Origin of the sequence: Pantoea sp. EABMAA-21 (assembly GCF_030053335.1) — a bacterium.
GTDB classification, from domain to species: domain Bacteria; phylum Pseudomonadota; class Gammaproteobacteria; order Enterobacterales; family Enterobacteriaceae; genus Pantoea; species Pantoea communis.
Genome location: NZ_JASGBX010000009.1, coordinates 13,797 through 34,553, shown reverse-complemented (window position 1 = coordinate 34,553; position 20,757 = coordinate 13,797). Strand labels below are relative to the sequence as shown.

Here is a 20,757-nt window from a genome sequence, read left to right as displayed (position 1 = left end):
CACCAGAGAGTTATGAGGATGTTTTATGGACCAAGCCGGTATCATTCGCGATTTGCTTGTCTGGCTGGAGAGCCATCTGGATCAACCCCTTTCATTAGATAATGTTGCGTTGAAAGCGGGCTATTCCAAGTGGCACCTGCAGCGTATGTTCAAGGAAGTGACGAGCCACGCCATCGGCGCTTACATCCGCGCGCGTCGCCTGTCGAAAGCCGCTGTGGCCTTGCGCCTGACCAGCCGCCCGATCCTCGACATCGCTTTACAATACCGCTTCGATTCACAGCAGACTTTTACCCGTGCGTTTAAAAAGCAGTTTAATCAAACGCCCGCCTGGTATCGTCGCTCATCGGAATGGAACTCCTTCGGCATTCGCCCGCCGATTCGTCTGGACGATCACCACATGCCTGAGGCCACGTTTGTCACGCTGCCGGAAACGGTGCTGGTCGGGCAAACGCAGAGTTACACCTGTACGCTGGAGCAAATTTCCAGCTACCGTGACGAAATGCGCATCCATTTCTGGAAACAGTTCCTGCTGGAAACTGATACCGTGCCACCGGTGTTATACGGTCTGCATCAGGTACGTGCCAGCCATGAAAAGGATGATGAGCAGGAGATTCTCTACACCACGGCAGTGCCTGCCGATCAACAGGCATTGAGCATGCAGTCGAATCAAAATGTGATTCTCGAAGCCGGGGATTACGTGCAGTTCACCTATAACGGTGCGCGCAGCGCACTGGGTGAGTTCATTCTGCTGCTGTACGGCACCTGTATGCCAACGTTGGGTCTGGTGCGTCGTCAGGGCCAGGATATTGAGCGTTTCTTCACGCATGGCGGTAAGAAACGCAGCGAGCCGCCAACGGAAATCCGTTGCGAATACCTGATTCCCATTCGCCCGCAGCAGAATCGCTGATATGAAAATGCCGTCATGATGACGGCATTTTTTTGGCTTCAATAACGGCAGATCGCCATAAATGGCGAGCTGACCCTTTTGCTGGGCAGGCAATCATTACCCCCACCCTTTACAGGCAGCGCATTGATGCGCACCGAAACCGAATGACGCTTAACGCTGCAATTCGTCCAGCGCAGGCGCATCCAGATGCGACACATCGCCTGCCGTCTCGACCACCCAACCTGCAGCCAGCCACGCGCTCTGTTGATGATCCACGCGTGAAATCGAGCAGTTGCGCAGGCGCAAACGGCGCTCAGCGTGCGCCGGCAATCCCAATAGCGTACTCACTAACACGCCTAACGCCATACCGTGACTGACAATCAACGGACGGCTGCCCGCTGGCAGTTCGAGCAACGCGTTCAGCGCTTCGTGCATGCGCGTCGCCATCTCCAGCATCGATTCACCGCCAGGGATGCGGCCGTCTTGGGTGCCATCCACCAGCGTTTTACGCCAGCTCTCCTCTTCCGGCGTTAAGCCATCAAGGGGGCGCTGTTCGAGACAGCCCATATTCAGCTCACGCAAACGTGCATCAACCGTGACCGTACAACCGCAGGCATCCGCGATGATCTCGGCGGTGCGGCGCGTGCGGCCTAAATCGCTGGCGATCACATGAGTGATGCCCTGCGATTTCATCCGTTCACCCACTTGTTGGGCCTGTTGCTCACCTTTTTCCGTCAGCGGACTGTCGGATTGACCTTGAATGCGTCGGGCCGCATTCCATACCGTTTCGCCGTGACGAACAAGATAGACCTGTAGCATGCTTAATTTCCGTTATACTGCGACAAATTTGCCTTGAGGGTTCAAACAATTATGTACCACGTTGTCGCAGCCACCATCAACCCGGCAAAAATCCGCGCGATTGCTCAGGCGTTCAACGACGTCTTTGGTGAAGGATCCTGCCATATTGAAGGGGTCGAGGTCGAGAGCGGCGTTGCCGCACAGCCGTTAAGCGATGTCGAAACGCGAACTGGCGCACGTACCCGCGTGGCAAATGCGCGTTTGCAGCGTCCTGAATCTGACTATTGGGTCGCGATTGAGGCCGGCATCGAGGGCGATTGTGCCTTTGCATGGATGGTGATTGAAAACGCCCAGCAGCGCGGCGAATCGCGCTCCGCCAGCTTCACCTTGCCGCCGATTGTCATGGCGGGCTTAGCCGCCGGACACGAACTCGGTCACGAAATGGCACGCTTAACCGGCGTTGATAATATCAAGCAGAAAGGCGGCGCTATCGGCGCGTTTACCAACGGTCTGTTGAGCCGCTCAAGCGTTTACCACCAGGCGCTGATACTGGCACTCTGCCCGTTCACCCATCCGCTGTATCAGCAGTAATTAATGGCGGCCTAAGCGCGCTTCCAGCCAGCGTTTCAGCTCAGGAGGCGCTTCTTTCAGACTGTTAGAGCCACGCGTGATGGTGGCGATACCGACGCCCAGCTCATTCTTCAGCTCGCGCTGGCTCATGTCGCCGTTCATCAGCTCTTCGATAATGCGCAGGCGTGTGCCAAACGCTTCACGTTCATCGGGCGTCATCATCAGTTGCAGCAAAGGCAACGACACACCGTCCGCGAAAGCGTTCTGCATCAAATCGATAAAACGCAGCCAGTTATCTTCAACAGGCTGAGCCGCATCCGGCTGGGAAGAAAGAGGTTGGCTCATGAAGGGCTTCCGTACTCATTAGCGAGTACGGAAGCATAGCACAGCTAGTAACGGCGATTCCACTCGCCATCGGCGAGAATCTTATCCGGCTTGCCCATGAAGTAACGGTAGTAGGCGTCATACGCCAGCACGTTTTTCACGTAGCCGCGTGTTTCTGAGAACGGAATGGTTTCGATAAACGCCACTGCATCCAGTTTGCCACCGCTGTTATTCAACCAGCTGCGTACCCTGCCCGGCCCGGCATTATAGGCCGCCGAGGAGAAGATGCGGTTCTGATCGAACTGCTGATAGACGTATTCCAGATACTGCGTACCAATCTGGATATTGGTCTGTGGGTCGAGCAACTGGCTGCTGTTCACATAGCCGGGGATGTTGTACATCTTCACGGTATGGCTGGCCGTGGCTGGCATCACCTGCATCAAACCACTGGCACCGACCGGCGAACGCGCTTTCGGATTCCACGCACTCTCCTGGCGGGAGATCGCCATGGCATAGCTCTGCGGAATACCTTTATCGCTGGTGTATTGCTGATACAGATTGCGCCATGCCAGCGGGAAGCGCTCTTTCAGGCTATCCCACATTTTCGCGGTAATGGTCGCCTGCACGCTGAGATCCCACCAGTCCTGCTCGTTGGCGTAACGCGCCAGCATCTGTTGCTGCGAATGGGTCTTGCTGGAGATCAGATTGGCCCACTCACTGCGCGCCAGGTTATCCAGCCCCCAATACATCAGCTCACGCACGCGCGCCAGTTCAGGCCCCTGCACCACCGAGCTGTCTGCCGCCGGGGCCTGATCGATCTGCAACGGATATTCCACGCCGAGACGTTGCGCCGCCACCATCGGGTAGAAACCACGAGCCTGCATCAGTTTACGCAGAATCTCATCGGCTTCTTCTTTGCGCCCCTGAGAAATCAGCAGATCGGCTTGCCAGTATTGCCACTCATCTTTCTCTTTGGCTTCAACCGGTAAACGCGCGATCCAGGTGTTCAGTCCACGACGATCGTTCTGACTCAGCGCCAGACGCACGCGACGCTCCACCAGCGCGGTGGATTCACTGTTCATCACCACTGCATCACGCCAGCGCGCCTGCTCGGAGGTCAGATCGGCGCCCATCATGCGCCACACCACGGTTTCCTTAAGATCCTGCTCTTCCGCCGGGCTCATTTTCTGCGCCTGCACCAGTTGCGGGATCATCATGCGCGCATTATCCATGTCTTCACGCGCGACGCGGGCAAAGGCATAACTGGTGGCCATACGGGTGAAATCGGTCGGACCGAGGCTGCTGGCAAAAGTGGTGACGGTCTGCGGATTTTGCTGCAGCGCAATCAGCGCGCTGGAAGTGGTTTGATAATCCGCCGGCAGCATTTTCGCCAGATAATTCACCAGGCTGTCGTTGCCGGCTTTCATCGCCAGGCGAATACGTTCGAGAATGGTAATCGGCGACATCTGTCCGGACGCTTGCCACACCGAGAACAGCTGATCGCAGTCATTCGGTAGCGCGGAACCGCGCAGCCAGATCGATTTCGCGCCATCAAACGCCACCTGCTGCTGGCCGGTAGCCCACTTGGCGTAATACCAGTTACAGCGCGCCTGCACCGGTTTGGGCTCATCCGGGCTAAAGCTCAGCACGCCCTGCCAGTCCTGACGATGTGCCAACACGTTGACGAAGCGTGTCGAGAGTGAACGCGCCGGTGGCAGCGTTGGATATTGCTGAATGAAATTCTTCACCGCCAGCGGCGTCTCTTGATCGAGATCCTGCGCCAGCAAACGGTATTGCAGATACGGATAGAGCGGATAATCCTGCAGCGTTGGCATCAGCTGCGAGACCTGGTCCATTTGATTGTTATCCCAGGCTTGTTTGATTTGCGCATAGCGCTGTCTTTGTTGATCCAGCGAGTCGGCCCACACGCTGCTGGCCGTGCTGACCAGACAGATCCCTATCATCCAGTTACGCCACTTCTCCACTCTACTCTCCTCTCTGCTGCGATCCAGCTCATGCCAGACTTAACTCATGCTAACCAGGCCAACGGTCTCTTGCCATGTTCTTCACAAAATTTACGCAGGCGCACCGTGATTGCACACCGTCTGCGCTGTGACTGTGCAAATTATCATCACAAAATCCTATGTCATATCAATTAGCTACAGCTATTCATTTACTTACAAAAATGGCACGCGCTTTGCTCTGTTGAATTCCATCTTGTATACCAGTTGGAATTCACTCATGGCAGCAACCTTCGGATACACGCTTCAGGATTGGCAACACCGCTATCAGCAGGACCCACAGTGCATCAGCACCTTGTTGGCAGCACACCTCGACGCCATCGACCAGCAGGATAACGCCTGGCTGTATGTCGCTTCGCCCGCACAGCTGCAGGCGCAAATTGAACCCTTGCTGGCCAGTTACTTGCGCAATCCCGCTGCACTGCCGCTGTTTGGCGTGCCGTTTGCGGTGAAAGACAATATCGATGTGGCAGGCTGGCCGACCAGTGCCGCCTGTCCGGCCTTAACCTATACGGCTGAATATGATGCCTTTGTGGTCGCACAGCTTAAAGCGGCCGGTGCGGTGGTGATCGGCAAAACCAACCTCGACCAATACGCCACTGGGTTAGTCGGCACGCGTTCTCCGTTCGGTGCGGTAAGCAACACCTTTAACCCCGAGTATGTTAGCGGTGGTTCCAGCTCCGGTTCTGCTTCGGTGCTGGCGCGCGGCCTGGTGGGCTTCTCGCTAGGCACCGATACCGCCGGTTCCGGTCGCGTCCCGGCAGGTTTTAACAACATCGTCGGCCTGAAACCCACCAAAGGCTGGTTCTCGGCCAGCGGCGTAGTGCCTGCTTGCCGTTTGAATGACACCATCTCCGTCTTCGCTCTGACGGTGGAAGATGCCTTCACCGTTGCCACCGCCGCAGGCGGTTACGATGCGGGAGACGCCTACTCACGCAACAATCCGCACACCGCGCCTGCCAGCTTTAAGGCTCGACCTGATTTCGCCATTCCTGCCACGCCTGAATTCTTTGGTGATAAGCAGGCCGAAGCAGCCTGGTTACGTGCACTGGAGCAACTGCAAGCGGGCGGTGCGACGCTGCACCCTATCGACTTCACCGCATTCCACCAACTGGCGGAACAGCTTTATTACGGCCCGTGGGTTGCCGAGCGCACTGTCGCTGTCGGTGAGATGATCAATCGCCCGGAAGAGATGGACCCGGTGGTGTACGGTATTGTCAGCAGTGGCCTGAAATACACCGCCGTCGAGGCTTATCAGGCGGAATACCTGCGCGCTGAGCTGACGCGTCAAATCCAGCAAACCCTGGCGCAGTTTGATGCGCTTGTGGTGCCGACCTCGCCAACCATTCACACGCTGGAAGAGATGAAGCAGGAGCCGGTGCATTACAACTCGCAGTTTGGCACCTACACCAACTTCACTAACCTTGCTGACCTTAGCGCACTGGCGCTGCCTGGTCCGTTCCGCGCCGATGGCCTGCCTGCGGGCATCACGCTGATTGCGTCTGCCTGGCAGGATCGCGCGCTGGCAGGCTTCGGCATTCAGTGGCAACAGCAGATGGCGCTGACGTTAGGCGCGACCGGCAAAGCTCAGCCCGCTCAATACACCGCCTTCCCGGTGTCTGCCGATCACGTACGCGTGGCAGTGGTCGGTGCGCACCTCACCGGCATGCCGCTCAATTTCCAGCTCACCACCCGCAATGCGGTGTGGGTGGAAGAGACACAAACCGCCAGTCACTACCGCCTGTTTGCCCTGCTCGATGGTCCGATCAAAAAACCCGGCCTGCTGCGCGGTGACAGCGGTACCGCCATCACCGTGGAACTGTGGGATATCCCACTCGCGCGCTTTGGCGAATTCGTGGCGGAAATCCCGGCACCGCTCGGCATTGGATCTCTGACGCTGGCTGATGGTCGCGTGGTGAAAGGCTTTATCTGTGAACCGGCGGTGCTGTCGCAGGCGCTGGAAATTACCGAATTTGGCGGCTGGCGCAACTGGCTGGCCTCTCAGGGGAGTAAATAACCATGTTCAGCACCGTCCTGATCGCTAACCGTGGCGAAATCGCCTGCCGTGCGATTCGCACCCTCAAGCGCCTCGGCGTGAAAAGCGTCGCCGTTTACTCCGATGCCGACCGTAACGCGCGACATGTCAAAGAAGCCGATGTGGCGATTGCCCTCGGCGGTGACAAAGCCAGCGACAGCTATTTGCGCATCGATAAAATTCTGGCTGCTGCTAAAGAGACCGGCGCAGAAGCCATCTGGCCGGGCTACGGCTTTCTCTCCGAAAGCCTGCCGTTTGCCGCCGCCTGTGAAGAGGCGGGGATTGCATTTGTTGGTCCGACGGCGCAGCAGATTGGCGAGTTTGGCCTGAAGCACCGCGCGCGTGAACTGGCGGCTAGCGCAGGTGTGCCGATGACGCCTGGCACACCGCTGCTCAACTCGCTGGAAGAGGCGCTCAGCGCGGCAGAAAACATCAATTATCCGGTGATGCTAAAAAGCACGGCGGGCGGCGGCGGTATTGGCTTAACCCGCTGTGACGACGCCGATGCGCTGCGCAATGCATGGGAGAGCGTACGTCGTCTCGGCGAACAGTTTTTCAGTGATGCAGGCGTGTTCCTGGAGCGCTTTATCGACCGCGCGCGCCACGTTGAAGTGCAGATTTTTGGTGACGGCAGCGGCAAAGTGATTGCCCTCGGTGAGCGTGACTGCTCATTACAGCGTCGCAACCAGAAAGTGGTGGAAGAGACCCCGGCACCGAACCTGCCGCAGGCGACGCGTGAGGCGCTGCTCTCATCGGCCGTGCGTCTGGGCGAGTTAGTGAGCTATCGCAGCGCCGGTACCGTGGAATACATCTACGACGCCGCACAGGATGCGTTCTATTTCCTCGAAGTGAACACCCGCTTGCAGGTTGAGCATCCGGTGACGGAGTGTGTGACCGGGCTCGATCTGGTGGAGTGCATGCTGCAAGTCGCCGCCGGTGATGCCATCGACTGGGCGCGACTGCAGCAGGCCCCCAAAGGCGCATCGATTGAAGTGCGTATCTACGCCGAAGATCCGTTGAAAAACTTCCAGCCAAGTCCCGGCACCCTGACCGGCGTCAGTTTCCCGGATGGCGTGCGCGTGGATGGCTGGATCGATACCGGCACCGAAGTCTCAGCATTTTACGATCCGATGATTGCCAAACTGATTGTTCACGCCGACACGCGTGAAGCGGCGCTGGCAAAAATGCAGCAGGCGCTGGATGCCACGCAGCTGCACGGCATCGCCACCAACCTCGATTATCTGCGCCAGATTGTGGCCACCGAAGCGTTCAGCAGCGGCAAAGTCTGGACGCGTTTCCTCGACAGCTTTACCCCGTCCGCCAGCGTGATTGAAGTGCTGCAACCCGGCACCTTCAGCAGCATTCAGGATTTCCCTGGCCGCCTGGGCTATTGGGATATTGGCGTGCCACCTTCAGGCCCGATGGATGACTTCGCTTTCCGCCTCGCAAACCGCATTGTCGGCAACCACGACAGCGCCGCCGGGCTGGAGTTTACTTTGCAAGGCCCGACACTGCGTTTCCACAGCGACGCAGTCATTGCCCTGACCGGCGCAGATTGCCCGGCAGAACTGGATGGCGCAAGCCTCGATTACTGGCAACCAATCAGTGTAAAAGCAGGCCAGACGCTGACGTTAGGCCGCGCCCAGAGCGGTTGCCGCACCTATTTAGCGGTGCGCAACGGCTTCGACGTGCCGGAATACCTCGGCAGCCGTTCCACCTTCTCACTCGGCCAGTTTGGTGGCCATGCCGGACGTACCCTGCGCGTCGCCGATATGCTGCCGATCTCCCAGCCGCTGCTGGCCGCCTGCACCACGCCCGCGCCGATCAGTGAACCGCAAGCGCTCGATCACGCGCTGGTGCCGCACTATGGCAACGAATGGCGCATCGGCGTGCTGTACGGCCCGCACGGCGCACCGGACTTCTTCACCCAGGCTGCCATCGACGAGTTCTTCGCCAGCGACTGGCAGGTGCACTACAACTCCAACCGTCTCGGCGTGCGTTTAGTCGGGCCCAAACCGACCTGGACGCGTGCTAACGGCGGCGAAGCCGGGCTGCACCCGTCTAACGTGCACGATTGTGAATACGCAATTGGCGCAGTGAACTTTACCGGTGACTTCCCGGTGATCCTGACCCATGACGGCCCGAGCCTCGGTGGCTTCGTCTGTCCGGTGACCATCGCCAAATCAGAATTGTGGAAAGTCGGTCAGGTGAAACCCGGCGACCGCATTCGCTTCCACCCGATCAGCGCTGATGAAGCGGTGGCGCTGGAGAAAGCCCAGGCGCACAGCGTGGAAACCTTGCGCAGCACTCATGCGCCAGCCTTTGAGGTTCCCTCACTGGCGGCCAGTAACATTGGCTCTGCGACCTTGCTGGCCGCACTGCCCGCCACAGACACCACGCCTGCTGCCGTGTATCGCCAGGCCGGAGATAAATACGTGCTGATTGAGTACGGCGATAACGTGCTGGATCTGGCGCTGCGTCTGCGTGTGCACCTGCTGATGAATGCGCTGCGTGAACGTGCGGTGCCCGGCGTCGAAGAGCTGTCACCCGGCGTTCGCTCACTGCAGGTGCGCTATGACAGCCTGATCCTCAGCCAGAAACAGCTGATGAATCTGCTGCTGGAACTGGAAGCCGGACTCGGCGATGTCAGCCAGCTGAAAGTGCCTTCGCGCATCGTCTGGATGCCAATGGCATTTGAAGACAGCGCCACGCTCGGTGCGGTTGAGCGTTATCAGGAAACCGTGCGCGCTACCGCGCCATGGCTGCCGAACAACGTTGATTTTATTCAGCGCATTAATGGGCTGGAGAGTCGCGAAGCGGTGCGCGACACCATTTTCGATGCCAGCTATTTGATCCTCGGCCTGGGCGATGTCTATCTCGGTGCGCCTTGCGCGGTACCGATCGACCCACGCCATCGCCTGCTCAGTTCCAAATACAGCCCGGCACGTACCTTTACCGCCGAAGGCACGGTCGGTATTGGCGGCATGTACATGTGCATCTACGGCATGGATTCACCCGGTGGCTATCAGCTGGTGGGCCGCACGCTGCCAATCTGGAACAAATTCCTCAAGAACGACCAGTTCGCGGCGGATGAGCCATGGCTGCTGCACTTCTTCGATCAGGTGCGCTTCTATCCGGTGACCGAAGATGAACTCACGCAACTGCGCGATGACTTCCGCGAAGGCCGCGCCACGGTACGCATCGAAGAGACGCTGTTTGATTTCGCTGCCCACCAGCAATTCCTCGCTGAACACGCCGACTCAATTGCCGAATTCCGTCAGCGCCAGTCAGCCGCTTTCGAACAGGAAGTGACGCTGTGGGCACAGGAAGAGCAGAACGCGCCGCTGACCAGTGAAGAGACGCTGATGGCCCCGGAAGCCGACGAAGATGCGCTAGCGGTCTGTGCCGATATGAACGGCAACATCTGGAAAGTGCTGGTGCAGCCGGGGGACGCAGTGGAAGCCGGTCAGACGCTGATCATCGTCGAAGCCATGAAAATGGAACTGGCGATTGTCGCGCCGCAGGCCGGCACGGTGAAACGCATTGCCTGTCAGGCAGGACGTCCGGTGAGTCCCGGCAACACCCTGCTATGGCTGGAATAAGGAGATCGCATGCATCAAAGCCCACGCAGCAAAGGCCGCCCGGAAGCGCTGGCGGAGAAGGTTTATCAGGCATTGAAACAGGACATTTTTGAGTTTCGTTTGATGCCCGGTGACCGCTTTAGCGAAAACGAAATCGCCGATCGGCTCGACGTGAGCCGCACGCCGGTACGTCAGGCGCTGTTTTGGCTGGAGCGCGAGGGCTATGTCGAAGTGTGGTTCCGCAGCGGCTGGCAGGTGAAGCCGTTCGACTTCGAATACTTCGAAGAGCTGTACGACTTCCGCACCGTGCTGGAGCGCGAAGCAGTGCGCCGCCTGTGCGCGCTGCCGCCGCTGGCCTGTGCGGAAATCCTGAACGAACTGAAAGGTTTCTGGATCGATGCGCCACGCCTGGAGGATGGCAAAGCGGTGTCGGCGCACGACGAAGCCTTTCATATGGCGCTGGTAGCCGCCGCGGGCAATCAGGAGATGGCACGCATCCACGCCGAACTGACCGAAAAGATCCGCATCATCCGTCGTCTCGACTTTACCCGTGACGACCGGGTAGATGCGACATACCGCGAACACGCTCAGATTTTACGGGCGATTTTCCAGCAACAAACCGAGGAGGCACAACGCATTTTAACCGACCACATTGCCGTCAGTAAGGCAGAGGTCAGAAAGATCACATTGCATATGTTACAGCAGGCCCGGCTTCAACCCATTGAATAAAAACACTAACACATTTAGAGGGTTAACGATGAAAAGACGTTCGTTGCTAAAAGCTTTTGCGCTCTCCGCCACCGTGACCAGTTTGGGCTTTACCTTTGGTGCCCAGGCCGCTGATACCATCAAAGTCGGCATCATGTCGTCGCTTTCCGGCACCATGGCGATCTCCGAGACGCCGCTGAAAGACGTGGCCCTGATGACCATTGATGAAATCAACGCCAAAGGCGGCGTGCTGGGCAAAAAGCTGGAACCGGTGGTGGTCGATCCGGCGTCTAACTGGCCGCTGTTCGCGGAGAAAGCGCGTCAGCTGTTAACACAGGATAAAGTCGCGGCGGTGTTCGGCTGCTGGACTTCGGTCTCACGTAAGTCAGTGCTGCCGGTGTTTGAAGAGCTGAACGGCCTGCTGTTCTATCCGGTGCAGTACGAAGGCGAAGAGATGTCGCCAAACGTGTTCTACACCGGTGCGGCACCCAACCAGCAGGCGATTCCGGCGGTGGAATACCTGATGAGCGAAGACGGCGGCAGCGCCAAACGCTTCTTCCTGCTGGGTACCGATTACGTCTACCCGCGTACCACTAACAAGATTCTGCGCGCCTTCCTGCACACCAAAGGCATTCAGGATAAAGACATCGAAGAGGTCTATACGCCGTTTGGCTACAGCGACTATCAGACCATCGTTTCTAACATCAAGAAGTTCTCTGCCGGTGGCAAAACGGCCGTGATCTCCACCATCAACGGTGACTCCAACGTGCCGTTCTACAAAGAGCTGGCTAACCAGGGCATTAAAGCCACGGATATTCCGGTGATCGCCTTCTCGGTCGGGGAGGAAGAGTTGCGCGGCATTGATACCAAACCGCTGGTCGGTCAGTTAGCCGCGTGGAACTACTTCGAATCGGTGGATAACCCAACTAACGCGAAATTCGTGGCGGATTACCGTGCTTATGCCAAAGCGCACAACCTGCCGAACGCAGGCACCGTGGTCACCAATGACCCGATGGAAGCGACTTATGTCGGCATCCATATGTGGGCGCAGGCGGTAGAAAAAGCGGGTACCACCGATGTGGACAAAGTGCGTGCGGCGATGGCCGGACAGACCTTTAAAGCGCCGGACGGCTTCACGCTGACCATGGATAAAACCAACCACCATCTGCACAAGCCCGTGATGATCGGCGAAGTGGAAGAGAACGGTCAGTTCAACGTGGTGTGGCAGACCGATAAGCCAATCCGCGCTCAGCCCTGGAGCCCGTACATCGCCGGTAATGATAAGAAGCCGGATTATCCGGTGAAATCGACGAAGTAATACGCAAAATGCGCGCTGATGCCCGATCTGGCTCTGTAATGGAGCCAGGGCAAAGGCATCAGCCGCCTGCGGATCTTCTCTGGCAAAGTATGGGAGAGGATGCCGAATGTGATTAACAGCGTTCTTTGCTGGATCGGTCCCCTCTCTCGCTTACGGGAGAGGGTTAGGGTGAGATCACCAACCGCCCCCAAGCCCAACGACATACAGGATCATCATCATGACAATCCGCCGTTATCTTTGCTGTCTGCTGCTGCTCCTGCCGTGGCTCGCCCAGGCGGGCGATGGCGCGGATTTCGCCGCTGCCAGCCGCACTGATCAGGCCAACCTGCTGCAACAGTGGGCGGCCGCACCGCAGGCCAGCCGCTTGCCGCTGCTGCAGGCACTGCGCAACGAAAGCATGGTCATCGACCAAAATAAACAGCCGTTCAGCAAGCAGGATGACAAACTCATCCCGCTGGACAGCGCACAACAGCCGACGGGTGAGACCAAAAAGCTGTTTATGAACAACCGGCTACGCGTGTTAATCGCCAGCGCCCTCGCCGCCCACCAGCTGGTGAGCGAGGATCCCGCGATTCGCCTGCGTGCCGCCCAACAGTTGCAAAACGACGGTGCCGCCGATCAGTTGCCGCTGATCGAACAGCGTCTCGCCGTGGAAAAAGACACTCAGGTTCACGCCGTGCTCGCCATGGCCGCCGCCAATTTGCAACTTGCCAGCCCGGATGCCCGCGTGCGCCTCAAAGCCGTCACACTGCTCGGTGAGTCCAGCGACCCGAATATGCAGGCCAGCCTCGATCGCTTAACGCAGGCCAGCAACGAACCCGATGCGCAGGTGCGCGCCGCGGCCACGGAGAGCCTGCAACAAATCAAACATCGCCTGATGTGGGGCGATCTCTTCGGTCAGGCGTTTACCGGCCTGTCACTCGGCTCGATCCTGCTGCTAGCCGCGCTGGGTCTGGCGATCACTTACGGCCTGCTTGGCGTGATCAACATGGCGCACGGTGAGATGCTGATGCTCGGTGCGTACGCCACCTGGTTTGTACAAAACTTGTTCCAGCAGTTCGCACCGCAGTGGCTGGCGTGGTATCCGCTGCTGGCGCTGCCTGTGGCATTCCTGATCACCGCGAGCATTGGCATGCTGCTGGAGCGCACCATCATTCGTCATTTATACGGCCGCCCGCTGGAAACCCTGCTCGCCACCTGGGGCATCAGTCTGATGCTGATCCAACTGGTGCGTATGCTGTTTGGCGCACAGAACCTGGAAGTGGCTAACCCAGGCTGGCTGTCTGGCGGCTGGCAAGTGTTGCCTAACCTGGTGCTGCCGTACAACCGTATTGCGGTGATCCTGTTTGTGTTTGCGGTACTCGGCCTGACCTGGCTGCTGCTCAATAAAACGCGTCTGGGCCTGAGCGTGCGCGCCGTGACGCAAAATCGCGCGATGGCCGATTGCTGCGGCGTGCCAACCGGACGCATCGATATGCTGGCGTTTGGTCTGGGCTCTGGCATTGCTGGACTGGGCGGCGTGGCGCTGTCGCAGCTCGGCAACGTCGGCCCGGAACTTGGCCAGGGTTACATCATCGACTCTTTCCTGGTGGTGGTGCTTGGCGGCGTGGGGCAGCTGGCGGGCACCGTGGTAGCGGCCTTCGGCCTGGGCATCCTTAACAAAGTGCTGGAACCGCAGATTGGTGCGGTGCTGGGTAAAATCCTCATCCTCGTGCTGATCGTACTGTTCATTCAGAAACGTCCACAGGGCCTGTTTGCCTTCAAAGGGAGGGTAATAGACTGATGAGCCAACCCCTGACGTTAACGCTGACGCGCAAAGCGCCGCGCCTCAGTATCAGCCTCGGCATCGTGATCTCCTTGCTGCTGCTGGTGCTGCCGTTCTGCGCCCTATTACCCGCCACGCATCCGCTGGCGATCTCTACTTACACGCTGACCTTGATCGGCAAAATCCTCTGCTACGCCATCGTCGCGGTAGCGCTGGATCTGGTATGGGGCTATGCCGGATTGCTGTCTCTTGGACACGGTCTGTTCTTCGCATTAGGCGGCTATGCGATGGGCATGTACCTGATGCGCCAGGCATCGGGCGAGGGCTTACCGGCCTTTATGTCGTTCCTGTCGTGGAATGAGCTGCCGTGGTTCTGGGCCGGCACGCAACATTTTGCCTGGGCGCTGTGTCTGATCATGCTGGTGCCGGGTTTGCTGGCGCTGGTGTTCGGCTACTTCGCCTTCCGCTCAAAAATCAAAGGCGTTTACTTCTCGATCATGACGCAGGCGCTGACCTATGCCGGCATGCTGCTGTTCTTCCGTAATGAAACGGGCTTTGGCGGTAACAACGGTTTTACCGGCTTCACCACCCTGCTCGGCTTTAACGTTACCGCCACCGGCACGCGCATTGGATTGTTCGTCGCCACCGTGCTGCTGTTGTTAATCAGCCTTGGCATTGGCTTCACACTGGCGCGCAGTAAGTTTGGGCGGGTGTTGACGGCGGTACGCGATGCCGAAAACCGCCTGATGTTCGTCGGTTACGACCCTAAAGGCTTCAAGCTGTTTGTCTGGACGCTGTCGGCGGTGTTGTGTGGTCTTGCGGGCGCGCTGTATGTGCCGCAGGTCGGCATTATCAATCCCAGTGAAATGTCGCCGACCAACTCGATTGAGGCGGCTATCTGGGTGGCACTCGGCGGGCGCGGCACCTTAATTGGCCCGCTGTTAGGGGCCGCGATTGTGAACGGGGCCAAAAGCTGGTTCACCGTCGCCTTCCCGGAATATTGGCTGTTCTTCCTCGGCCTGATATTTATCCTCGTCACGCTGTTCCTGCCGCGTGGTGTGATTGGCCTGCTGCGCCGGAGGCGTGATGACTGAGCAACTGTTTACCCAACCCCATCCCGCCGATCGCCATCGCGATCAGAGCGATCCTGTGCTGCAACTGGAGAAGATCAACGTCTCATTTGATGGCTTCCGCGCGCTCACCGATCTGTCGCTGAAGATCGGCGTCGGTGAACTGCGCTGTGTGATCGGCCCCAACGGCGCGGGCAAAACCACGCTGATGGACGTGATCACCGGCAAAACGCGTCCCGATAACGGGCAGGTGATCTATGACCAGGATACCGATCTCACCCGCATGTCGTCGGTGGAGATCGCCCGGGCCGGCATTGGCCGCAAGTTCCAGAAACCCACGGTTTTTGAAGCGCTCACCGTATTCGAAAATCTGGAAATCGCGCTGAAAAACGATAAGTCGGTGTGGGCTAGTTTGCGTGCACGGCTTAACGGCGAACAGCAGGATCGCATCGATGAGTTGCTAAAACTGCTGCGGCTGAGCGGTGAGCGCCAGCGCAAAGCGGGCTTGTTGTCGCACGGTCAGAAGCAGTTTCTTGAAATCGGCATGTTGTTAGTGCAGGACCCGCATCTGCTACTGCTCGACGAACCCGCGGCAGGTATGACCGACGCGGAAACCGAGTACACCGCCGAGCTGTTCCGCAGTCTGGCAGGCAAGCATTCGCTGATGGTGGTGGAACACGACATGGGTTTTGTCGAGACGATTGCCGATCATGTCACGGTACTGCATCAGGGCCAGGTGCTGGCAGAGGGATCGTTACGCGAAGTGCAGGCGAACGATCGGGTCATCGACGTTTATCTGGGGCGCTAAGATGCTGCAAGTATCCGAACTGAATCAATATTATGGCGGCAGCCATATTCTGCGCGGTCTTTCGTTTGAGACGAAACCGGGCGAAATTACCTGCCTGCTGGGCCGCAACGGCGTGGGTAAAACCACGCTGCTGAAATGTCTGATGGGGCTGATTCCGGCGAAATCCGGTGAGATTCGCTGGCAGGATAAGGTGATAAACAGTCGTAAGCCGCACCAGCGTGTACAGGCGGGCATTGCCTATGTGCCGCAGGGCCGTGAAATCTTTCCGCGCCTGACGGTGGAAGAGAATCTGCTGATGGGGCTGGCGCGCTTCCCGGGGTCGCAGGCCAAATCCGTGCCCGAGGAGATTTACGAGTTGTTCCCGGTGCTGCGCGAGATGAAAGCCCGACGCGGCGGCGATCTCTCCGGCGGGCAACAGCAGCAGCTGGCGATCGGTCGGGCGCTGGCTTGCAAGCCACAGCTGTTGATCCTGGATGAGCCCACCGAAGGAATCCAGCCATCAGTGATCAAAGAGATCGGTGCAGTGATCCGCCAGTTAGCCCAGCGCGGTGATATGGCGATCCTGCTGGTTGAGCAGTTTTACGATTTCGCCGCCGAGCTGGCCGATCAGTATCTGGTGATGTCGCGTGGAGAGATCGTACAACGTGGCGCGGGTTCCAATATGGAAGCAGAAGGCGTGCGCGGGTTGGTGGCGATTTAACTTTTAACTGTAGAGTGCACGAAAAGGGCGCCATTGATGGCGCCCTACGACTCAATACCTATCGGTGTAACGGCGTAGTTTGTTGCGCGACGTTACTGAGCCGGCTTCGACTCCAACTGAAATACGCTGATATTCTCCACCAGCGAGCCGACCTGCTGATTCAGCGCGCGTGCCGATTGGGCGGACTGCTGCGACAGCGTGGCGTTCTGCTGGGTGGCGGCATCCATATGCGTCACCGCCAGGTTCACCTGCTCAATACCCACGCTCTGCTCCGCGCTAGCGGATGAGATGTTCTCCATCAGCTCGCACAGCTGCTTCACGCTCTCGACGATCTCCTGCATCGACGAGCCCGCGCCTTTCACCAGCGTGTTGCCCTGTGCAATCAAACTCACCGAACGATCGGTTAAGCCACGGATGTTGCGTGCCGCCGAAGCCGAACGCTGTGCCAGCGCACGCACTTCCGACGCTGCCACCGCAAAGCCACGCCCATCATTCCCAGCGCGTGCCGCTTCGACTGCGGCATTGAGTGCCAGAATATTGGTCTGGAACGCGATGCCATCAATCACCGTCACGATCTCGTTGATCTCACGCGAGAACTGGTGGATCTCGCCCATTGCCACCACCACTTTTTCCACCACCTCGCCGGCGCGCTGGCGGGTATCACGCGCGATATCGCTGGCATGGCGTGCGTTCTCGGCATTGTTTTTCACCACGGAAGTCAGCTGCTCCATTGAAGCTGCGGTCTCTTCCAACGCACTGGCCTGCGCTTCGTTGCGCGCCGACAACTCGCGGCTGCCGTGTGCGACCTGATCGGTGGTATCGGCTATTGCCTCAGTCCCCGAACGCACGCCGGTCACAATACGCGTCAGGTTATGGTTCATATCACGCAGCGCCGCCATCAGCTGTGCGGTTTCATCACGTCCTGAGACCGCAATCCGGGCTCGCAGATCACCTGCCGCCACGGTCTTCGCGACGTTAATTGCCTGCTTCAGCGGACGCGTGATGCTCTGCACCAGCCAGGCCGTAATGCACACACCAACCAGCAAGATACAGCCCATCGCGATCAGCAGCAGCATGCGGGTTTTCTGGTAATGGGCGAGGTTGTTGGCTTCTATCTCCTGATGCATCTGCTGCGCGCGTTTCAGCGTGGCAGCCACCAGATCGTCGATTTGCTGTGTCGGTGCGCGGTCGATACCGGTGACCAGATGGTCAACGCGCGCCGCACTGTTAATATCGCTGATGCTGTAGTTTTCCAGTGCCGCCAGATATTTGCTCTCCAGCCCGGCATGCACCGCGCGCGCCTGTTCAACCGGCGCGACAGGTAAGCCCAGCGCGGTTTGGATCTGACTCAACTCGCTGAGCAGCGCCTGCGTCTGCTGGCTCTCTTTCAAAAACGCCTTTTTGTACTTATCGAAGGTCTCCTGCCCTTGGGTGCCGCGCAACAGGGTATTTTTCCACTCCTGTACCTGTATCTTGAACTGCACCTGCGCACTGCGCGCGGTGTCGATGCTGTCGGCAATCAGGACTTCACGTGCCATCACGTCCTGATTGTTTTCCAGCGCCTGCATATTGACTTGCAGTCCGTGCAGTCCCATCAACAATGTGGCGAGCAACAGCAGCGTGGCGAGAAAACCCAGCCGCTGGCCAATTTTAAACTGATTGAGCTTCATAAATCTGAACCCTGGTAAAGAGCGAGGAGAACCAATGTGACGAATGTCACAGGCGTTATCGTCCAACAGGGCAGTTGGCTTTATAGGATTGGCAAGGATATTGCGTGACAGTTTCGTGAATAGCGAAGCGGTAAAAATTGAGGCGGCGCAAGGGCCGCCAGTGATTACAGAATGCCGGTCTCGACGCTGAAATGTCGCTTCTCGCCGGGTGCCAGCTCAATTAGGGTGCCAGCGCGCTGCGCCGCGTTAAATCCCTCCGGCCGACAGGTGGAAGGCAGCACGTAAGCCGCCACCTGCTGATCGTGATTGTGCAGCAGCCAGCGCGTGGCGTGGGGGAACTGACGGCTATCGAAACGCGTCATCAAGGCATAGCCTTCCGGCGCATGCAGTTCGAACTGCACCTCATGGCCGTACTGCGCCAGATCGTCGGCAAAGAACACGATCTCCGGATCGCACATCTCCGGCTGATCCAACTGCTGCAATGCCTGCGGATCGCGCGCCAGCTGATCGGTATAGGCGGTCCACTGCGGCGTCGGTTTCACGTGCGCCGGGATCGAGGTGCGCAGCTTGAAAGCATCCTGCGGGATCGACTGCTTAAAGCGACCATTGGCCAGCCAGGCGCTGTTCAGATGGCACATGTACTGCAGCGGCATCGGCGCGCCCGCCAGATTGGTGACGTTCATCTCAATCTGCAAGCGCGGCGCGTTAGCGTGCAACCGCACCGCTGGAGAAGCCAGATAGTGATGACCAAAACCTTTCACATATTCGGTTTCCCCTTCCAGAGAAACGCGATCTTGCTCCAGCACCATCCACGCGCTGTCCATACGTGCGCAGGCCATTTCACCGTGCAGCGGATGTTCGTCATCGGGCGCAGGACAGCCGTTCGCCAGCAATCCAGAGTGGAAGGCAAAACAGCCGTAAGTATCGATAATCGAACTGCCCAGCAGCGGCTGTTTAAAGCTGTGCCCCATGGTGAGGGAATGACCATCGAAGGTGGCGTCCCACACCATTTGACCGTAAAACGGCAGCACGATCACCGTGCCACGCTGGTTGCTGATACGCACCGCTTCGACACCCGCCGGATAGCGAAACAACTCGACGTGGAAATAGTCATTGTGCAACAGCGTGCTGGGCGTTTCATGAAACTGTTCACGTTTCAGCGGTAATCGGGTTTTCATGGCATCTCCTCAACCAGACGACCTGCCTGCATCGCCTGATTTTTATGGCGCAGTTCGCCCCAGAAATAGAAACCCACCCACGCAAAGCACAACAGAGACACGCCAAACGCCAGTTGCATCGATCCGAGATGATCAGAGGCGAATCCCTGTATAGCCGGGATAAACGCCGCGCCGACAATCGACATGACAATAAACGCGCCTGCCACTTCGGTGTACTTGTTATCCACCGTGGCCAGCGTGCCCGCGTAAATCGTCGCCCAGCAGGGTCCAAACAGCACACTGACAAACACTGCCGCGTAAACAGCGGTAAAGTTTGGCACAAACATCACCCACGCGAGGGTGATCACGCCGAGTACCGAGTAGGCAATCAGCACTTTTTCCGCACGGAACCGTGTCATCAGGAAGTTGGCGACAAACTTACCGATAAAGAAGCAGATAAAGCTGTAAATCATAAAGTTAGACGCGTGGCGTTCGTTTGTCGCACCCAACGTCAACGCCAGACGGATGGTGAAGGACCACACCGCTACCTGCATGCCGACATACAGGAACTGCGCCACGATGCCGCGTTTAAAGTGGCGATTACCGGCCAGATAGCGGAAGGTTTCGCCCAGCGACGGCAGTGACTTCTCACTCGACGCCGGTTTGCAGCGCGGATAACGGGTAAACAGAAACAGCAGCATCACCACCACTAACACCATCACCAGATATTTATACGGCTCCAGCGTGTGTTCCAGCATGCTCAGGCGGAAGGCATGTGCCTGCTCGGCATTCATGCCCGCCATCTGCGTATGCAGACTTTCGCCGTCCTGGAACACCAGATATTTACCCAGCACGATGCCCATCAGCGCGCCAATCGGATAGAACGTCTGGCTGATGTTAAGACGCAGCGTGGCGTGATCGCGATGGCCTATCATCGAGCTATAGGTATTCGCAGCGGTTTCGAGAAAGCTTAAACCAATGGCGATGGCGAAGATCGCCGCGAGGAACATGGTGTAAGTCGCCATATGTGACGCCGGATAGAACAGCACGCAACCGACGATATACAGCACCAATCCCATCAATATCGCCAGCTTGTAAGTGGCTTTGCGGATCACCAGCGAGGCGGGAATCGCGATCAGGAAGTAGCCACCGTAAAAGGCACTCTGCACCAGCGCACTGGCAAAATCGCTCAGCGCAAATACGCTTTTGAATTGCGTAATCAGGATATCGTTTAAGCTCGCGGCACAACCCCACAATGGGAACAGGCACGAGAGCAAAATGAACTGAAACAGTGGCGTCTTATTCAGATAGCCGTCAGATTGCTGAACAATGTTCTGTTGCATGAC

The 20,757-nt window shown here is 58.0% G+C and carries 16 protein-coding genes; 10 read left to right on the top strand and 6 right to left on the bottom strand.

The features are described 5' to 3' along the window. The first annotated feature begins 25 nt into the window (after positions 1-25). Positions 26-907, top strand: a complete 882-nt coding sequence (gene robA, locus QMZ65_RS14355) for an MDR efflux pump AcrAB transcriptional activator RobA (RefSeq protein ID WP_034826193.1) — start codon at positions 26-28, stop codon at positions 905-907. 150 nt (positions 908-1,057) lie between these two features. Here robA and gpmB read toward each other — a convergent pair whose 3' ends face one another. After that, positions 1,058-1,705: a 2,3-diphosphoglycerate-dependent phosphoglycerate mutase GpmB gene (gene gpmB / locus QMZ65_RS14350; protein ID WP_038649182.1), complete on the bottom strand. Its 648-nt coding sequence runs from the start codon at positions 1,703-1,705 to the stop codon at positions 1,058-1,060. Positions 1,706-1,756: 51 nt separating this feature from the next. Between gpmB and yjjX the strand changes: the two genes are divergently transcribed. Beyond that, positions 1,757-2,275 (top strand): inosine/xanthosine triphosphatase, encoded by a 519-nt coding sequence (yjjX, locus tag QMZ65_RS14345; protein WP_160833988.1) that lies wholly within the window; start codon positions 1,757-1,759, stop codon positions 2,273-2,275. Here the strand turns inward: yjjX and trpR are convergent, their stop codons facing one another. Both trpR and sltY read right to left on the bottom strand, forming a co-directional pair. After that, complete coding sequence (trpR, locus tag QMZ65_RS14340; protein WP_038649187.1) at positions 2,276-2,599, bottom strand: trp operon repressor; 324 nt, start codon at positions 2,597-2,599, stop codon at positions 2,276-2,278. It abuts the gene before it with no gap. Between the two features lie 44 nt (positions 2,600-2,643). After that, positions 2,644-4,563, bottom strand: a complete 1,920-nt coding sequence (sltY, locus tag QMZ65_RS14335; RefSeq protein ID WP_058959378.1) for a murein transglycosylase — start codon at positions 4,561-4,563, stop codon at positions 2,644-2,646. A 256-nt stretch (positions 4,564-4,819) separates the two neighbouring features. On the opposite strand from sltY, the gene atzF reads away from it, so the two are divergent. The 8 genes from atzF (at position 4,820) to urtE (ending at position 16,584) form a co-directional block, all read left to right on the top strand. Continuing rightward, complete coding sequence (gene atzF / locus QMZ65_RS14330; RefSeq protein ID WP_283216217.1) at positions 4,820-6,616, top strand: allophanate hydrolase; 1,797 nt, start codon at positions 4,820-4,822, stop codon at positions 6,614-6,616. A 2-nt stretch (positions 6,617-6,618) separates the two neighbouring features. After that, positions 6,619-10,236, top strand: a complete 3,618-nt coding sequence (gene uca / locus QMZ65_RS14325; protein ID WP_283216216.1) for an urea carboxylase — start codon at positions 6,619-6,621, stop codon at positions 10,234-10,236. Between the two features lie 9 nt (positions 10,237-10,245). After that, entirely contained in the window at positions 10,246-10,944 is a 699-nt protein-coding gene (locus tag QMZ65_RS14320) for a GntR family transcriptional regulator (protein WP_034826206.1), read from the top strand. A gap of 28 nt (positions 10,945-10,972) precedes the next feature. Continuing rightward, positions 10,973-12,241, top strand: coding sequence for an urea ABC transporter substrate-binding protein (urtA, locus tag QMZ65_RS14315; protein ID WP_097118305.1), 1,269 nt, complete (start codon positions 10,973-10,975; stop codon positions 12,239-12,241). 217 nt (positions 12,242-12,458) lie between these two features. Continuing rightward, positions 12,459-14,024, top strand: a complete 1,566-nt coding sequence (gene urtB, locus QMZ65_RS14310) for an urea ABC transporter permease subunit UrtB (protein WP_283216215.1) — start codon at positions 12,459-12,461, stop codon at positions 14,022-14,024. Continuing rightward, a complete protein-coding gene (gene urtC, locus QMZ65_RS14305) occupies positions 14,024-15,100 on the top strand; it encodes an urea ABC transporter permease subunit UrtC (RefSeq protein ID WP_211729161.1) in 1,077 nt (358 codons plus the stop codon). Before urtB ends, urtC begins: the two co-directional genes overlap by 1 nt. Beyond that, positions 15,093-15,884: an urea ABC transporter ATP-binding protein UrtD gene (urtD, locus tag QMZ65_RS14300; protein WP_283216214.1), complete on the top strand. Its 792-nt coding sequence runs from the start codon at positions 15,093-15,095 to the stop codon at positions 15,882-15,884. Before urtC ends, urtD begins: the two co-directional genes overlap by 8 nt. A 1-nt stretch (position 15,885) precedes the next feature. Continuing rightward, positions 15,886-16,584, top strand: a complete 699-nt coding sequence (gene urtE, locus QMZ65_RS14295; protein WP_097118302.1) for an urea ABC transporter ATP-binding subunit UrtE — start codon at positions 15,886-15,888, stop codon at positions 16,582-16,584. A 92-nt stretch (positions 16,585-16,676) separates the two neighbouring features. On the opposite strand, the gene QMZ65_RS14290 is transcribed toward urtE, so the two are convergent. From QMZ65_RS14290 to fucP, 3 genes are all read right to left on the bottom strand, one after another. Then, positions 16,677-18,254, bottom strand: coding sequence for a methyl-accepting chemotaxis protein (locus tag QMZ65_RS14290; protein WP_283216213.1), 1,578 nt, complete (start codon positions 18,252-18,254; stop codon positions 16,677-16,679). A 164-nt stretch (positions 18,255-18,418) separates the two neighbouring features. Beyond that, the gene (locus QMZ65_RS14285; RefSeq protein WP_283216212.1) at positions 18,419-19,432 is read right to left on the bottom strand and encodes an aldose 1-epimerase family protein; all 1,014 of its coding nucleotides are present in this window, start codon (positions 19,430-19,432) and stop codon (positions 18,419-18,421) included. Beyond that, positions 19,429-20,754, bottom strand: a complete 1,326-nt coding sequence (gene fucP / locus QMZ65_RS14280; protein WP_160833980.1) for an L-fucose:H+ symporter permease — start codon at positions 20,752-20,754, stop codon at positions 19,429-19,431. Before fucP ends, QMZ65_RS14285 begins: the two co-directional genes overlap by 4 nt. Positions 20,755-20,757: the final 3 nt, after the last annotated feature.

Excerpts from the sequence above, each read along its gene's own strand:
- robA (WP_034826193.1), top strand. The coding sequence starts at position 26 with ATGGACCAAGCCGGTATCATTCGCGATTTGCTTGTCTGGCTGGAGAGC.
- gpmB (WP_038649182.1), bottom strand. The coding sequence starts at position 1,705 with ATGCTACAGGTCTATCTTGTTCGTCACGGCGAAACGGTATGGAATGCG.
- yjjX (WP_160833988.1), top strand. The coding sequence starts at position 1,757 with ATGTACCACGTTGTCGCAGCCACCATCAACCCGGCAAAAATCCGCGCG.
- trpR (WP_038649187.1), bottom strand. The coding sequence starts at position 2,599 with ATGAGCCAACCTCTTTCTTCCCAGCCGGATGCGGCTCAGCCTGTTGAA.
- atzF (WP_283216217.1), top strand. The coding sequence starts at position 4,820 with ATGGCAGCAACCTTCGGATACACGCTTCAGGATTGGCAACACCGCTAT.
- uca (WP_283216216.1), top strand. The coding sequence starts at position 6,619 with ATGTTCAGCACCGTCCTGATCGCTAACCGTGGCGAAATCGCCTGCCGT.
- QMZ65_RS14320 (WP_034826206.1), top strand. The coding sequence starts at position 10,246 with ATGCATCAAAGCCCACGCAGCAAAGGCCGCCCGGAAGCGCTGGCGGAG.
- urtA (WP_097118305.1), top strand. The coding sequence starts at position 10,973 with ATGAAAAGACGTTCGTTGCTAAAAGCTTTTGCGCTCTCCGCCACCGTG.
- urtB (WP_283216215.1), top strand. The coding sequence starts at position 12,459 with ATGACAATCCGCCGTTATCTTTGCTGTCTGCTGCTGCTCCTGCCGTGG.
- urtC (WP_211729161.1), top strand. The coding sequence starts at position 14,024 with ATGAGCCAACCCCTGACGTTAACGCTGACGCGCAAAGCGCCGCGCCTC.
- urtD (WP_283216214.1), top strand. The coding sequence starts at position 15,093 with ATGACTGAGCAACTGTTTACCCAACCCCATCCCGCCGATCGCCATCGC.
- urtE (WP_097118302.1), top strand. The coding sequence starts at position 15,886 with ATGCTGCAAGTATCCGAACTGAATCAATATTATGGCGGCAGCCATATT.
- QMZ65_RS14290 (WP_283216213.1), bottom strand. The coding sequence starts at position 18,254 with ATGAAGCTCAATCAGTTTAAAATTGGCCAGCGGCTGGGTTTTCTCGCC.
- QMZ65_RS14285 (WP_283216212.1), bottom strand. The coding sequence starts at position 19,432 with ATGAAAACCCGATTACCGCTGAAACGTGAACAGTTTCATGAAACGCCC.
- fucP (WP_160833980.1), bottom strand. The coding sequence starts at position 20,754 with ATGCAACAGAACATTGTTCAGCAATCTGACGGCTATCTGAATAAGACG.